13 protein-coding genes are annotated in these 14,583 nt (G+C 64.3%); 8 read left to right on the top strand and 5 right to left on the bottom strand.

All coding sequences use genetic code 11. The features are described 5' to 3' along the window. The first annotated feature begins 42 nt into the window (after positions 1-42). On the top strand, positions 43-828 hold the full coding sequence (locus RMO51_RS13210; protein ID WP_310395342.1) for a hypothetical protein: 786 nt from the start codon (positions 43-45) through the stop codon (positions 826-828). A 154-nt stretch (positions 829-982) separates the two neighbouring features. On the opposite strand, the gene RMO51_RS13205 is transcribed toward RMO51_RS13210, so the two are convergent. Both RMO51_RS13205 and RMO51_RS13200 read right to left on the bottom strand, forming a co-directional pair. Then, positions 983-1,759 (bottom strand): MBL fold metallo-hydrolase, encoded by a 777-nt coding sequence (locus RMO51_RS13205; RefSeq protein WP_310395340.1) that lies wholly within the window; start codon positions 1,757-1,759, stop codon positions 983-985. Positions 1,760-1,973: 214 nt separating this feature from the next. After that, complete coding sequence (locus tag RMO51_RS13200) at positions 1,974-2,696, bottom strand: hypothetical protein (RefSeq protein ID WP_310395338.1); 723 nt, start codon at positions 2,694-2,696, stop codon at positions 1,974-1,976. A 397-nt stretch (positions 2,697-3,093) separates the two neighbouring features. On the opposite strand from RMO51_RS13200, the gene RMO51_RS13195 reads away from it, so the two are divergent. After that, positions 3,094-5,034 (top strand): RecQ family ATP-dependent DNA helicase, encoded by a 1,941-nt coding sequence (locus tag RMO51_RS13195; protein WP_310395336.1) that lies wholly within the window; start codon positions 3,094-3,096, stop codon positions 5,032-5,034. 398 nt (positions 5,035-5,432) lie between these two features. Next, entirely contained in the window at positions 5,433-6,587 is a 1,155-nt protein-coding gene (locus tag RMO51_RS13190; protein ID WP_310395334.1) for a sterol desaturase family protein, read from the top strand. Positions 6,588-6,686: 99 nt separating this feature from the next. Here the strand turns inward: RMO51_RS13190 and RMO51_RS13185 are convergent, their stop codons facing one another. Beyond that, on the bottom strand, positions 6,687-6,995 hold the full coding sequence (locus RMO51_RS13185; protein ID WP_310395332.1) for a rhodanese-like domain-containing protein: 309 nt from the start codon (positions 6,993-6,995) through the stop codon (positions 6,687-6,689). 151 nt (positions 6,996-7,146) lie between these two features. Between RMO51_RS13185 and RMO51_RS13180 the strand changes: the two genes are divergently transcribed. Further along, positions 7,147-9,477 carry an endonuclease gene (locus RMO51_RS13180; RefSeq protein ID WP_310395331.1) on the top strand — a complete coding sequence of 777 codons (2,331 nt, stop codon included), beginning with the start codon at positions 7,147-7,149 and terminating at the stop codon, positions 9,475-9,477. A 118-nt stretch (positions 9,478-9,595) separates the two neighbouring features. Here RMO51_RS13180 and RMO51_RS13175 read toward each other — a convergent pair whose 3' ends face one another. Continuing rightward, on the bottom strand, positions 9,596-9,871 hold the full coding sequence (locus RMO51_RS13175) for a GNAT family N-acetyltransferase (protein WP_310395330.1): 276 nt from the start codon (positions 9,869-9,871) through the stop codon (positions 9,596-9,598). Positions 9,872-9,991: 120 nt separating this feature from the next. Here RMO51_RS13175 and RMO51_RS13170 point away from each other — a divergent pair, with 120 nt between their 5' ends. Then, positions 9,992-10,468, top strand: coding sequence for a hypothetical protein (locus tag RMO51_RS13170; protein WP_310395329.1), 477 nt, complete (start codon positions 9,992-9,994; stop codon positions 10,466-10,468). Between the two features lie 112 nt (positions 10,469-10,580). Further along, positions 10,581-10,853: a hypothetical protein gene (locus RMO51_RS13165; protein ID WP_310395328.1), complete on the top strand. Its 273-nt coding sequence runs from the start codon at positions 10,581-10,583 to the stop codon at positions 10,851-10,853. Between the two features lie 99 nt (positions 10,854-10,952). Here the strand turns inward: RMO51_RS13165 and RMO51_RS13160 are convergent, their stop codons facing one another. Further along, entirely contained in the window at positions 10,953-13,097 is a 2,145-nt protein-coding gene (locus tag RMO51_RS13160) for a TonB-dependent receptor domain-containing protein (protein WP_310395326.1), read from the bottom strand. A gap of 201 nt (positions 13,098-13,298) precedes the next feature. Between RMO51_RS13160 and RMO51_RS13155 the strand changes: the two genes are divergently transcribed. Together RMO51_RS13155 and RMO51_RS13150 are read left to right on the top strand one after the other, a co-directional pair. Beyond that, entirely contained in the window at positions 13,299-13,817 is a 519-nt protein-coding gene (locus RMO51_RS13155) for a hypothetical protein (RefSeq protein ID WP_310395325.1), read from the top strand. 96 nt (positions 13,818-13,913) lie between these two features. Continuing rightward, complete coding sequence (locus RMO51_RS13150; protein WP_310395324.1) at positions 13,914-14,480, top strand: hypothetical protein; 567 nt, start codon at positions 13,914-13,916, stop codon at positions 14,478-14,480. Positions 14,481-14,583 lie beyond the last annotated feature (103 nt).

Raw genomic sequence — 14,583 nt, 5'->3', positions numbered from 1 at the left:
AATCACGAACATCAGTTGGACACATTAACAACCCCCATTGCCATGAATGAGGCCCCCAAAACCCCCAAGGACGTTACCAAGAAAGTACGTGTCGAGAGCTTTGATATCAGCCGTTCCGACGAAACGTTGGACCTGGCCAAGGACCTCGCCAAGTTCATCAAGGACAACAAGCTTACCACCAACGTGCAGGGCAAGGAGTTCGTGAACGTGGAGGGCTGGCAGTACGCCGGCTCGCGCCTGGGCATCGTACCCATCGTGGAGCACGTCATCAACGTGAGCAGCGAGAGCGAGCTGAAGTATCAGGCCAAAGTCACCTTGTTTGACCTGCGCCACCAGACCACCGTGGGCGCCGGCTTCGCGGTGTGCTCGAACAAGGAGAGCGGCAAGAAATTCTACCAGGAGTTCGCCATTATGAGCATGGCTCAGACCCGCGCCATTGGCAAGGCCTACCGCAACTGCCTAGCTTGGATTATCCGCGCCGCCGGCTACGAGCCCACGCCCGCCGAGGAAATGGACTACAACACCAACACCGCCGCTACGGCTCCCGCGCCGGCCGTTGCCGTGGCCCAGGCCGTGCCCGCCATGCAGGTGGTGCCCGCCGAGGCGCCCGGCATTGCCGCCGAGCAAGCCGCGCCGGTTCCCTACGCCACGGCTTCGCAGAAGGAGGAAATCATCCGCTTGCTGAACCACCCGGTCATCACCCGCCCGGAGAAGACCAAGATGCTGCTCAACATCAACCGGCTCGACGAGGAGCGCGCCATTCAGGCCATTGCCAAGCTGCGCAAGGCCATCGACGACCGCGAGAACGGCGAGAAGGCCGCCGCTTAAGTTTCGGCTTAGTACTTGAAAAGCCCGGTGCCGTGAGGTGCCGGGCTTTTTTGTTGACGAATTAGAAATCCCACCGTTTGCGTGCCCGAAGCGGACAGCAAAACGCCCTGCTGCGCTCGGTGCGCAACAGGGCGTTTTTCGCGGTTCCGTGCGCCTACTGGGCCGCTGGGTACCAGTTGCGCAGCCGCACGTCAATTTTCTTGTTGGCTGCGTTCACGGTTTTTTTGAAGGCCTCCACGTCGCTCAGGCCATTTTGGCCCCGGTAATGGTACGGGTACACGATGCCGGGCTTGAAGGCCAATACGCCCTGCGCGGCCTGCGGTACGTCCATGGTATAGGGCAGGTTCATGCACACAAACGCCACGTCGACGGCCTTGAGGGCACGCATTTCGGGAATGTCTTCGGTGTCGCCGGACAGGTACACGTTTTTGCCACCCAGCAGCAGCACGTAGCCGTTGCCGCGGCCTTTGGTATGGGGCGCGTCGGCCGCTTCGGGTAGGTTGTACATCGGAATGGCCGACACGCTCATGCCCAGCGTGTCGAGCCGCTGGCCGTTGTTCAGAATGCGGACCTGCGCTTTGTACTCGGCGGGCAGCTTATCGGCCACCGCTTTGGGCACCACCATCAGGGCCTTGCTCACGGAGAGGCCCGCCAGCGTCGTGGGGTCGAGGTGGTCGCCGTGAATGTCGGTTATCAGGATGACGTCGGGCGCGGCCAGCCCGGCGTAGGCCGCGGCCCCGCCGTAGGGGTCCACGTAAATGGTCTTGCCGTTCCACGTCAACACTACGCTGCCGTGCGTGATGGGCTGCACCGTGAGGGGGCCTTTTTTGGTTGCAATCTGGTCGGCGGCCGCCCGCGGAGCAGCTACCGTTTGCGCCTGTGCCGGAACCACAGAAGCGGCCAGCGCGGCCGCGAGGAGGATGAGTTTCATCAATTCTTTGCTTGTTGAGTAAAGGATATAAACGAATTTTTGCGGCCGCAGTGGCCCCTCGTATAGGTTGCCACCAAAATTCGCGACCATAACCCAATCGCCTTGCACAAGTTCAGCCTAGCGAGGTGACATATTTATATAGGGCGCGGCTTCGCTCTTTCGACCGTTTTCTCGGACGCTGCGCCTGTTCTGGTGCGATGAAAAAGGGATGGCGTTACAGCCGATAGCTCAGCCCTAGCCGGAACACCTGCAAATAAGCCTCCCCCCTCACCCCGGCCTGTCCTTTCCGGTGGTTGGTGAATCCGCGCGAATAGCCCAGCGCCAGCCCGAGGCGCTGGTAGGACGTCGTCGCGTTGACGCGGGCCCGCACGTCCAGGTCGGGATGGGCGTGGTGGAGGCGGGTCGAATAGGTGCTAAAGTCGGTTTTCGCCTCCCCTTTTTCGTGGCTGCGGTGCAGAAAGCTGACTTCCGGACCGGCAGTCAGGTCCACCTGCGTTCTTTTGATGGCAAAACGGTGGCCAAAGAAGGGATGTGCCGTCGTGCAGCGGTTAATCATTGTAGTGTACCCGGTCGAGCTACTGCCGAAATCAACTTGGTCAAAGACGTGACGAATCCGAGCCCGACTCCTGAGCACTTCGTAGCCCGCTTGCAGTCCCCACAGGCTGCCTCTGGCCGTCACCCGCTGCGCCTGCGCCGCCAGCCCGTAGGATAACCCCAACGTGGTGCCGTACGGGTTGCTTGTATGCGGTTCTTCCCGGTCGGAATACAGGTAGACGTCGAACGGGTCGGGCACGGTAAGCGCGGTCCCGCCCTGCGCGGCGGCACGGCCCTGGTAAGCCGCGAAGCCCGAGTTGAGATGCAAAGAATATTCGGTGCTCTGCCCGTAGCCAAAATGAGCGATTAAAAGGCTTATAGAAAGAAGGGTAAAAAGCTTCATTAGGTTAAAAAAACAAGGGGTAGGGGGAGCCCGGATGTTGGCGCTAAGCGCTTGAGGGGTTTGGGGAGGTAATGGTTGCGTCATTGATGAAATAACTAAATCATAAAAACCGCTCCTTTCCCTGAACTACTACTTGCATTTGCTTACAGATTCTACTGGCCGGCCTTACGCACCAGGTTGAGTTCATTTAACTGGTTCACTATTTAGAGTTCACGAAATGCCCGTTGGGGATGAGTTTCGTGAACTGTACCAGGGCCTAGGTAAAGTCAGCAAACCGCTTGTCCGTCCTGTCACTCGGGCCCCAATGGCGAGCATGTATCCATCGTAGTTGGACAGACTGGGGTAGGTTGTCTACCTGGGAACCACTCAGATTCCGGGAGGCCGTACCTTCGCCCTTATGCCCTCCTCCCCTGCCGAAACCTCGCCTTTGGCCCTGCTGCGCGAGCATTGGGGACACACGGCGTTTCGACCGGGGCAGGCGGAAATCATCGATTCGGTGCTGGCGGGGCACGACACGCTGGCGCTGCTGCCCACCGGCGGCGGCAAGAGCATCTGCTTTCAGGTGCCGGCGCTGGCGCGGCCGGGCATCTGCGTGGTGGTGTCGCCGCTCATTGCTCTGATGAAGGACCAGGTGGACAACCTGCGCCGGCGCGGTCTTAAGGCCGAGGCCATTTACGCGGGCATGAGCCCCCAGGAAATCGACCACGCGCTGGACAACTGCGTGTACGGCCGCTCGGTGAAGTTCCTATACGTGTCGCCCGAGCGGCTGCTGACGGAACTGTTTCAGGTGCGGGTGGCGAAGATGAACGTGGGGCTGCTGGCCGTGGACGAAGCCCACTGCCTTTCGCAATGGGGCTACGATTTCCGCCCGCCCTACCTGCGCATTGCCGAGTTGCGCGATGCCCTGCCGGCCGGCGTGCCGGTCATTGCCCTCACGGCCACGGCCACGGCGCAGGTGCAGGCCGACATTGTGGCGAAGCTCAAGTTTCGGCCGGGCGCGGGCGTGTTTCGGCAGAGCTTTGCCCGGCCCAAGCTCTCGTACTCGGTGCTGCCCACCGAGGATAAGCTGCGCCGGCTGCTGGAAGTGGTGCGCGGCGTGGGCCCCACCAAAACCGGCATCGTATACGCCCGCACCCGGCGGCAGACGGAAGACACGGCGGCTTTCTTACAACAGCACAAGTTTTCGGCCGCGGCCTACCACGCCGGGCTGCCGCCGGAAAAGCGCACCCAGGTGCAGCAGGACTGGATTGCGGACAAAGTTCACCTCATCGTGGCCACCAACGCCTTCGGCATGGGCATCGACAAGCCCGACGTGCGCCTGGTGGCCCACCTCGACGCGCCCGACACCCTGGAGGCTTACTACCAGGAAGCCGGCCGGGCCGGGCGCGACGGCCAGTACGCCTTTGCCGTGCTGCTGGCCGGGCCCAACGACGCCAACGAGCTGCGCCGCCGCACCACCCAGGCCTTCCCGCCGCTCGACACGGTGCGGCGCGTGTACCAGGCGCTGGCCAACTACTCGCGCACGGCGGTGGGCGGCGGCGAGCTGGCCGCGTTCGAGTTCGACCTCCAGCAGTTCGCCGAAACCTACCGCATCAAGGCCGTGGACGCGCACAACGCACTGAAGATTTTGCAGCGCGAAGGCTTCGTGCAGTTGAATGAAGCCGCGAACAGCCCGGCGCGGGTGCACCTCATCCTCAACCACCAGGACTTGTACGCCTTCCAGGTGGCCAACGCCCAGCACGACTTGCTGATAAAAGCCCTGCTACGGCTGCACGGCGGCGAGCTGTTTGCCGACTTTCAGACCATCTCGGAAAATGCCGTGGCCACGCACCTGCGCCGCAGCGTGACGGAGGTGCGCCAGCAGCTGCGCTACCTGCACACGGCCGGCATCCTGCACTACCAGCCGCGGCAGGAGTCGCCCCAGGCCCTGTTCACCACCCCGCGCTTCGACGCGCCCAAGCTGCCCATCGACCAGGTGCGCATGACGGCCGCCCGCGACCTGGCCCGCCACAAAACCAGCGCCGTGGGCCAGTACCTGGCCGGCACCCGCTGCCGCCAGCAGTTGCTACTCACCTACTTCGACGAGGCCGACCCCGCCCGCTGCGGGGTGTGCGACAACTGCCTGGCCGAGAAAAAAGCCGCCCAGGCGGCGGCGGGGGTTGCCGCGTTGCGCGAGCCGCTGCTGCAACACGTGCGCCAAGCGGCCCAGACGCCGCGCGAGCTGCTGGCGGCTTTTCCACCGGCCCAGGCAGCGGCCGTCACGGCCACGGTGCGCGAGCTGGTGGACCGCGGCGAGCTAGCCTACGCGGCCGACGGCAAGCTGCAGGTGCCGCTTTGAAGCAGTTCTCGGGTCAGTTGTTTTTGAAAAAAGTTAAAAGTTGAGAGTTAAAAGTTAAAATTCAGACAAATAGAATTTTAACTTTTAACTCTCAACTTTTAACTCCATACCCGGAACGCGGAACCGTTTTAAGCAACGAATTTGCGGGCTGAATTTCCCCGTTATTGAGCGCTTCCCAATGTCTGCTTTATGGTTATTTATATGCTATGAATCAGCCGTTTGAATTTAGTTTTACAGCTGCATAATGTCTGTGACTGCCGAAGGTTGGGTGGTAGAAGCCGCCGCTCTTTCCGCACCTTTGCGGTGCATTGAAACGCCAATCAGCTATATTTCGCTTGTCTGCGCGGTGTCCTTTGCCTTTGCCAAGGTTAGCGGCTCATTTCTATCAACAGCACCCCATGAACCAACCCAGTGACTCAACGGCTCGGCGCCTGCAAATCGGCGAGGGCTACATCAGCGGCAACATTTCCATTTTCCTGGCGCTGCTGGCGCAGGGCGCCGTGCTCTGCTTTCATTTTCCCGAGTACCTCACCACCCCGGAATTCCGCGAGGTGTACACCGGCGAAACCATGAAGGTGCTGCTGATGGGCGTCATCGTGGCCTCGTTCTTCTTTGCCACGGTCAGCTTTTTGCTGAGCCACCGGAAGAAGCGCGCCGTCATCGGCATTGTGATTTCGGCGCTGGCGGTGACCGGCGGCGGGTTTGACGTGCAGGCCCGGGCGGTGGAAAAAACGGGCTGGCACCTGGGCCTCGACTGGCTGCTGCTCGACCTGCTGCTGCTGGCCGTGATTTTCGTGCCCATCGAAATGGCGTTTCCGAAGAACAAGCAGCAGTCGCGCTTCCACGCCGAGTGGCGCACCGACCTGGTGTACTTCGTCATCAGCCACTTGTTCATTCAGTTTTTCGGCGTGATTACCCAGGCCCCGGCCAAGCTACTCTTCGGCTGGATGGGCCTGGCGCCGTTGCAGCACTGGGTGCAAAACCTGCCCTTTGTGCTCGAATTTCTGCTGGCGCTGCTCGTGACCGACCTGTTCCAGTACGCGGCCCACCGCCTGTTTCACTCGCACGTGTACCTGTGGCGCTTCCACTCGGTGCACCACTCCACGCAGGCCATGGACTGGCTGGCGGGCTCGCGCACGCACTTCGTCGACATCTTCGTCACGCGCTCCATTTCGTTCATTCCGCTGTACGTGTGCGGCTTTTCGGAAATTACCTTCAGCGCCTACATCCTGTTCGTGTCCATCCACGCGGTGCTCATTCACGCCAACACGAGCATCAACTTCGGCTTTCTGAAGTACCTGCTGGTCACGCCGCAGTTCCACCACTGGCACCACTGCGAGGACCCGGCCCACTACGGCAAGAACTTCGCCATTCACTTCCCGCTGATTGACAAGGTGTTTGGCACGTACTACCTGCCCGGCAACGTGTGGCCCGACGCCACCGGGGTGCGCGAAGGCTCCTATCCCAAGGGCTACCTCAAGCAACTGACGCACCCGTTTCGCAAGAGCCCGTTCGACAAAACCCTGGACCTGGCGGAGGCGAGCAGCCGGTAAAGTCTGGCGAAACGCAAAAAACGGCGGGGGCTAAAAACAGACCGGTTTCTGTTTTTGGCCCCCGCCGCTTTTTATCAATCGACCGGCGCTGCGCGGACGTTACGACGCACCGGCCGCCGCAAAGGCCTGGTAGCCGCCCGCCAGGTTGCGCACGTTGGTGAAGCCCTGCTGGGTGAGGTAGGCCCTGGCCGAGACCGAGCGGCTGCCGCCCTTGCAATGCACGATGATTTCCTGGTCCTTCAGCTCCTCCAGGTCGTCGAGCTTCCCGGGCAGGGAATTGAGCGGAATGTTCTGGGCGCCGGGAATGTGGCCTTCCTCAAATTCCCAGGTTTCGCGCACGTCGAGGATGGTGGGGGTTTCGCCGGCTTGCTGGCGTTGGTGAAGTTCGGCGGCGGTGATGTCGGCCATGGTGGGCAAGTGAGGTGATGGGGTGAGATGGTGATGGGGTGGAGGGACGAAAGTACGGCCCGAGTCTTCTTGGTTTGGTAACCCGCGGACGGTCAGCGGCCCGCGGCCGGATTCTTACCTTTGGGGCTTTCCAAGTCCCCCAATATTTCTCATGAAACATCTTTTCGCTTCTTTGCTGGTGCTGCTGGCGCTGCTGCCCGCGGCGCTGCGGGCCCAGACCGTGCCGCCCCAGCCGCCCGCGCCGCCCGCCAACCTGCAAGGCGTGCAGCTGCGCGACTGGTACCGCGCCAACTGGTACGACGGCAAGCGCGTGGTGCTGAGCTACGGCACGGCCCGCGGCCGGATGTACAACTACATCGACAACGTCAACAACACGGTCACCTGCGTGTACTCGGGCTACGCCGAAGCCGTGCCTTACAGCGCCACCAGCACCGACCCGGGCGTGGTGAGCGACATCAACACCGAGCACAGCATCCCGCAGTCGTGGTTTAACGAAGTGGTGCGCATGCGCTCCGACATTCACCACCTCTACCCCACCCGCATTCAGTGGAACTCGGACCGGGGCTCCGACCCGTTTGCCGACATTCCCGACGCCAGCACCCTGGGCTGGCTGCGCAACACCACCCGCCTGACGACCATCCCGACGAGCAACATCGACGAGTACAGCGAGGACACCAACACGCAGTTCGAGCCCCGCGAAGACCACAAGGGCAACCTGGCCCGCGCGGCGTTCTACTTCTACACCATGCACGCCAACGAAAATTTCGACGCGGGCAAGGGCGTCATCACGGCCCTGGCCGACCTGGCCACCCTGTACCGCTGGCACCTGGCCGACCCCGTGGACGCCCGCGAAATCGAGCGCAACAACCGCGTGGCCGCCAGCCAGGGCAACTTCAACCCCTACATTGCCTACCCCGGCACCGTGGCCCCGGCCTGGGGCCTCACACCGCCCGGCCCGGTGTTCAGCTTCGCCGCGGCCTTGGGCGCCGTCGCCGAGGGCAACACCGGTGCTGCCACGTACAGCATCACGGTGAACCTGGCCCCCGCCGCCACCGCGCCCGTAACCGTGCAGGTGGCCTTGGACGCTACTTCGACGGCCACCAGCGGCTCCGATTTCGCCTTTGCCTCGCCCGCCACCCTCACCTTCCCGGCCGGCACCACCAGCCAGACCGTGACCGTGGCCGTGACCGGCGACACCCAGCCCGAAGCCGACGAAACCGTGGTGTTGGCCCTGACCAACGCCAGCACCGGCGCCAGCGTGGGCAACCCCGGCACCCACACGCTCACCCTCACCAACGACGACGGCCCGCCGCCCACGGTGAGCTTCGCCTCGGCCGGCGGCACCGCCACGGAGGGCAACGGCGGCACCACCACCTACACCGTGAACCTGGTGTTCAGCGGCACGTTTCCCAGTGCCTTCACCGTGCCCGTGAGCGTGGATGTGGCCAACAGCGCCGCCACTACGCCGGCGGACTACGTGCTGAACACGACCAGCGTCACCTTTGGCGGCGTGGCCCCGCCCGAGCCCATTACCGTCACGGTGAACGGCGACGCGGTGTTTGAGCCCAACGAAACGGTGCGCCTGCGCCTGGGCCCGCCCTCGAACGCCGCTGTCATCGTGGGCCAGCCCAGCGAGCACACGCTCACCATTCTCAACGACGACGCGCCCCCGGTGGGCGCGCCCTGCACCAAACCCTACTTCTCGCAGTACGTGGAGTCGCAGCAGGGCAACACCAAGGTGGTGGAAATTTACAACCCCACCCTGGCGCCCCTGCCGCTGGCCGGCAAGCGCGTGGTGCTGTACAGCGCCGGCTCAACCACGCCCAACGCCACGCTCAACCTGACCGGCAGCATTGCCCCCGGCGACGTGTACGTCATCGGCAATACGGGGCTGACCGACGCCCCCACGCTGGCCCAGACGGATATCCTTTCCAACGTGGCATTCTTTAGCGGCGCCCAGTCCATTGCCTTGTTTGACGCCACCGACACCCTCGACGTTATCGGCGTGATTGGCCAGACGCCCGCCGGCGGCGGCTGGACCGTGCCCAACGGCTCGACGCTGAACAACACCCTCGTGCGTCAGCCCGCCACCAGCCAGGGCGGCCGCTGGAACGGCCCGTACGGCAGCGCCACGTGGTCGGCAAGCGGCGTTGATAACTACGCGGGCGTGGGCAGCTACACCAGCGCGGCGTGCTTCATCCCGACGGCCACCCGCGCCGCCGCGCTACGGCGCAATGCCCTCGCCATTTACCCCAACCCGGCCACCGAAACCGTGCAGGTGCGCCTGCCCGGCGCGGCCTCCGCCCGCGCCGCCACGGTGGCCGTGCTCGATGCCCTGGGCCGCCCCGTGCGGCAGCGCACCGCCCCGCTCGGGGCCACCAGCGCCGTGACGGTGGACCTGCGCGGCCTGCCCGCCGGGCTCTACGCCATCCGCGTGGCCTGCGCCGACGTGAGCTACACCGGCCGCGTGGTGGTGGAGTAGCGCTTAGGTTTTCAGCTGAATCAAAAAAGCCCCCGCCGCTCACGGCCGGGGCTTTTTTGATTCAGAAAGAACATCGCGGGACCAAGCAACAACAGCCCTCACGACACGCTCATGCCTTTCACGCTAAAATATCGGCGTACTCGGCGTGGTGGCGTTTCACGAAGCCGGCCACGAACGTGCAGGTCGTTTTTACCCTCAGGTGTTTGGCGCGGGCGAAATCCAAGGCGACGCGGGCCATTTCCTCGGCCACGCCCCGGCCGCGCAGGGCTTCGTCGACGAAGGTGTGGGTGAAGTCGATGACGCCCGCGGCGGGCGTGGCGTAGGCCAGCTCGGCCGCGCGGCCGTCGCGGGTGGTGGTGAACTGCTGATTGGCGGCGTCGTGCTGGACGGACATGCTTGTGAGTCGGTTTGGGTTGGGAAAATGGCCTCGGGATGGAAATTGACCGCGGGCCGCTGGTTTGCGTACAGGAAGATATGACGGGCCTGGCCCGCTTCCCCCAATTTCTCTTCTCCCATGAACAACCAAAACCCTCCCCTGCCGCCGGAAAACGACCATCGTCCCCACGACCAGCAGGACCGCGCCGCCGCCGCCCAGCCCAACCCGAACGACCCGGCCGTGGACGCCGGCAACAGCCCCCACTACGGCGAGTTTGGCGGCGTAGAAACCGCTGCTCCCCTGGCCGCCACCTACGCGGCGCCGCCCGCCAACCGCGCCCCGGCACCAGCCGGCCGCGACGGCTCCAACGACAACCCCGACGAGTTCAGCGAATTCCGCGACCGCGAAAAGAACGCCGAGGATGCCCCCAACGACCCTGCCGACCAGCCGGGCCACGTGGAGCAAAACCAGGACCCCGCCGCCGTGCAGGCCGCCAGCAACAAAGATTCTGACGAGCAGCGCGCCGCCTGGGCCAAAGATGACCCCCGCTGGGCCGGCGGCGGCACCCACAACACCCGCGATGAGTCGGCCAGCACCAAAGACAATCAGGATTAAATTAATTGGCAGTTGTTTGCCATCCGTTGTCAGGTTCTGTCCAATCAGCTCCGGCAGCCATTCCTGACAACTGCCAGCGGATAACTACGGGTAACTAATAACCACCTTTCCCATGTCCCCCGACAACCCCAACCCGCTCGACGAACAGTCGAACACCGAAGACGGCGCCTCCACTCCCATGCTCGACGCGGCCACCCACGGCCAGGTACTGGACGACAACAATGCCTCGGGCCAGGAAAAAGCCGACGAGATGGACGACTCTCTGCGCACCGACACTCAGGCCCTGAACCAACCCGGTCCGGCCCCGGCTTCGGATGAAAACCTCCCCCGCGAGCTGACTGACCCCAGCGACCGCGCCTTCACCCTACCCGAAGAGCAGGTGTGACGCTGCGCTTAATGAGGAATGAGGAATGAGGAATGAAGAATTTAAGAGCCAATTCTTCATTCCTCATTCCTCATTAAGCGAAGTGTATTAAGTGCAGCGTTAAAATCGCCAGGCTACTTGGGCGCCGGTGTACCAGTTGCGGCCCGGCGCGGGCTGGAAGTAGCGGTTCCCGAAGGCGTTTAAGTCGTTGCCAAGGCTGTAGTTGCGGTCGGTAGCGTTGTCGAGGCCCGCGTAGAGGTTGGTTTCGAGGTGGCGGGCCAAGGTGCGCCGCCAGCCGCCGCGCGCGCCGAATACCCAGTAGCCCGACGCCTCCTCAGTGTTGGCGTCGTTCAGCGTCACGCGGGCCTGGTGGCTCAGGTTGGGATTGAAATAAAAGCCAAGCTGCTCGCTAAAATCCAGGCCGGCGCTGAAGGTCTGGGGCGTGGTGCCGGTGAGGCGGTTGCCGCGGAGGTCGGGCCCGCCGCTGGCGTAGCGGCCGAAGCGGAAGTTGTTGTAGGCGTAGCTGGCCCAGGCGCGCAGGCCGCACCCGGTGCTTGGCCCCGGTGCGCCGTCGGGCCCGGCCTGCGCGGTCGCGGCCGGCTGCCAGAGCCAGCCGCTCAGGGCGGCTTCGAGGCCGCGCTGGTGGGTGCGGCCAATGTTGCGGAACACGACAATGCCCTGGTCGGTGGCGGTGCTGACCACCGTTTGGCGCTGCTCCAGGTCGAACACGTTCACCTCGTAGCGCAGGCGGTTGCCCAGGGCATTGCCCCGCGCGCCCACCTCGTAGCTGGTGCCGCGCTCGGCCTGCAGGTCGCCGTTGAGGCTGCCGTCGGAAGTCCTAATTTCTTCGACCGTGGGCGGCGAAAAGCCGGTGCTGACGCTGCCGTACACGGACAGGCCGGAGCTGATTTCCTTGAGCAAGGCCACCCGCGGCGACACCTCGGGCCGGAAGCGGCGGCCGAACTCGTAGCCGTCGGGGCGCGCGGCGGCGTCGCTCACCCGCGCAATGCGGTAGCGCAGGCGGTTGTAGCTGGCGGCCACGGTCAGCAGCAGGTCGGCGGGCAACTCGTAGTCGGCCTGGGCGAAGGCGAAGCCGGCGCTGGTTGTGATTTCGTCGTTGTAGCGCAGCGCGCCGGGCGTGCCGCCGTTGTTCTGGTAGCTGCGCCCGTCGGCGAAGCTAGCCTGCAGCTCGCCACCGCCCTGCAGCCGCAGCACCCGGCCGGCCAGCGCGGTGCGGTAGCGCAGGGCCGAGCGGCCGCCCCCGCCCATGGCCGTGTTGCGCTCGTAGTCCACCAGAAACGGCGTACGAATGGCCGTGCCGCTGCCGTAGAGCGTGGTTTGCAATTCCCACCGGTCGGTAAACCGGTATTCGTGGGTGAAACCCAGCAGGCCCGTGCGCGACGCATAAAACGCCCGCTGCCCCACCGTGCCGGGCTGCGCGGCCACGCCGGGCCGGGCGGGCGCGTCGGGCCGCGCCTGCCGCGGGTCGGCTTCAAACTGGGCGCGGGTAAGGCTGCCGGGCAGTTGGTAGCTGATATCGGTGTACAGCAGATGGGCCGCCAGCGCGGTGCTGGGCGAGGCCGCGGTGCGCACGTCCAGGGCAAAAACGTCGCGCCGCAGGGCGCTTTGCACGCGGTACCCGCCCAGTTCCTGGTGCGCGTACTGGGCGCGTACGCTGCTGGTGGCGTTGGCGGCTTCGGCCGTCACGGTGCGGCGGCGCAGGCCGAAGCTGCCCACCGTGGCGCCCACGGCCGCGCGCGCGGTGCCGGCCGCCACCGCCGGCGTGCCAAATAAAGCCACACCGCCAATGCCCGCGCCGTACACGCTGCCGGCGGGGCCCTTCAATACTTCCAGCCGCCCGATGATGGCGGGGTCGAGCAGGTTGAGCGGCGTGCTGCCGCTGGCTTCGGTGAAGGGAATGCCGTTGTAGTACACCTTCACGTTGCGCACGCCAAACGGCGAACGGAGCGTGCTGCCCCGGATGCTGAGCCGGTAGCTGGCCGTGGCCCGCTCCTCCAGCCGCACGCCGGGCAGCGTGTTCACGGCCTGGGTGAGGGCGGCGGGGCTGAACTGCTCCAGCACGCGGGCGTCGAGCACGCCGATGGCGGCGGCGGTGCGGCGCAACGGCAGCCGCTGGCCGTAGCCCGTCACGGTGGCTTCGGGCAGGGCCACCGCGCGGGCGGAGTCGGCCAGCTGATTTTGCGCCCGTAGTGGGCATAATGAGGCCAGCGAAAGAAATGCGGCCAGAAAGCAGGGACGAAACATGAATGCAAACAGCGCGGGTTCGTGCCAACGGCAAAGCCGGGTTTGGGGTTCGTAATATTGACTTGCGCGACCAGCACCGCGGGTTGAAGGAACGGCACCGGGTTAAATTTTACAACCACTTTGTGCACACGGCCGGCGGCCGGCATCATCTCAGCAGCGGGCTCTGCAACTATTAGCCTCCGTCAGAAAAAATCACCTCCTATGAAAGTCATTCTGCTGGCCGTAAGTCTCGTCCTGTTCACCTCGCCCGCGGTTTGGGCCTGCTTGTGCGTCACAGAAAAAATTTCGGAGAAAGAAAAGATTGCGAAGGACTACGCGCAGGCGGCCGTTGTTTTCACCGGTCGGGTAGTCCGTGCCGAGTCCATAATGCGCGCGGACACGGCGCACTTTCGGTCCCGGCATTCGGACCGAGACACGGTGCTCACGAGCCAGCACGCCGGCGTGCGCTACACCTTTGCCGTTTCGCGCTTGCTGAAAGGGTCCGGCGTGGGTCCCGAAGTATTCGTGACCAGTGACAACACGTCCTGCGGCGTCGCGTTGGCCGTGGACTCTGAGCGGCTCATGTACGCCTACTCCGTGGACGTTGAGCCCAACTTGCGCGGGGCGCTTCGAAGAGTCGCCCCTTACTACGCCACCGACGTGTGCTCGCGCCATCAGGAACTGCGCTACACCAAAGCGGCAGAGCGACGGCAGCTGCGGCAATTAGCCAAAAGAGCCTGAAATCCTCATCCCGTAGATTTGGACCGGCCTTGCCACGTATGCCGTGAAAAGATAGCAGCTACCACTTTCCCCTGCCGCGCTCGGTACCATTGCCCCATGCCCGCCCTCCCGCCCGACCTGCGCCGCGCCCTGTTCCAGCTTCCGCAAAAAGAGAAAGACCAGCTGCTGGCCCGCCTCGTGGCCCAGGACGCGGTACTGAGCGAGCAGCTCGCCTACCGCCTGCTCGAAGGGCCCGACGCGCTGGAAAGCCGCCGCGCCGCGCTGCGCGCCCTGGTCGACGACCCCGTGCGCGGCTACCACCAAACGCCCAACGACCTGCTCGTGATTCTGCGGCAGCTGCAGGCGCGGCTGGCCTACCACGCCAAGATTACCGACGATGCTTTCGGCGAAACAGAATTGAGCTGGCGCTTGCTGGCCAACGTGTTCCGGCACCAAACCGCCGTGACAGCGCGCCTGCACGGCCCCACCCAGCCGCTGCTGCAGCACCTCACCAAACGCACCGCCGAGGCCCTGAAACAAACCGCCCGGCTCCACGAAGACTACCACGTCGAACTGGCCGACGCCGCCAACACCGTGCTGGCCGCGCTCTGGCAGTCGGGCGCCGCACCGCTGGCCCGGGAGCTGAGCCTACCGCGGCTATTTTCAATGAGGAATGAGGAATGAGGAATGCGCAGACGGAACGTCATGTCGAGCTTGCCGAGACATCTCGCGTGGGGGAGTAATCCAATCGCGCGCCGGTTTTGATTACTCCCCCACGCGAGATGTC

The organism is Hymenobacter sp. (assembly GCF_031398885.1).
GTDB lineage: Bacteria > Bacteroidota > Bacteroidia > Cytophagales > Hymenobacteraceae > Hymenobacter.
Note: the sequence above shows the minus strand (reverse complement) of the source record. Positions and strands in the feature narration are given on the sequence as shown.

Coding starts and splice junctions, on each gene's coding strand:
- RMO51_RS13200 (WP_310395338.1), bottom strand. CDS start 2,696: ATGAAGCTTTTTACCCTTCTTTCTATAAGCCTTTTAATCGCTCATTTT.
- RMO51_RS13185 (WP_310395332.1), bottom strand. CDS start 6,995: ATGGCCGACATCACCGCCGCCGAACTTCACCAACGCCAGCAAGCCGGC.
- RMO51_RS13155 (WP_310395325.1), top strand. CDS start 13,299: ATGAAAGTCATTCTGCTGGCCGTAAGTCTCGTCCTGTTCACCTCGCCC.
- RMO51_RS13160 (WP_310395326.1), bottom strand. CDS start 13,097: ATGTTTCGTCCCTGCTTTCTGGCCGCATTTCTTTCGCTGGCCTCATTA.
- RMO51_RS13175 (WP_310395330.1), bottom strand. CDS start 9,871: ATGTCCGTCCAGCACGACGCCGCCAATCAGCAGTTCACCACCACCCGC.
- RMO51_RS13165 (WP_310395328.1), top strand. CDS start 10,581: ATGTCCCCCGACAACCCCAACCCGCTCGACGAACAGTCGAACACCGAA.
- RMO51_RS13210 (WP_310395342.1), top strand. CDS start 43: ATGAATGAGGCCCCCAAAACCCCCAAGGACGTTACCAAGAAAGTACGT.
- RMO51_RS13205 (WP_310395340.1), bottom strand. CDS start 1,759: ATGAAACTCATCCTCCTCGCGGCCGCGCTGGCCGCTTCTGTGGTTCCG.
- RMO51_RS13150 (WP_310395324.1), top strand. CDS start 13,914: ATGCCCGCCCTCCCGCCCGACCTGCGCCGCGCCCTGTTCCAGCTTCCG.
- RMO51_RS13195 (WP_310395336.1), top strand. CDS start 3,094: ATGCCCTCCTCCCCTGCCGAAACCTCGCCTTTGGCCCTGCTGCGCGAG.
- RMO51_RS13190 (WP_310395334.1), top strand. CDS start 5,433: ATGAACCAACCCAGTGACTCAACGGCTCGGCGCCTGCAAATCGGCGAG.
- RMO51_RS13180 (WP_310395331.1), top strand. CDS start 7,147: ATGAAACATCTTTTCGCTTCTTTGCTGGTGCTGCTGGCGCTGCTGCCC.
- RMO51_RS13170 (WP_310395329.1), top strand. CDS start 9,992: ATGAACAACCAAAACCCTCCCCTGCCGCCGGAAAACGACCATCGTCCC.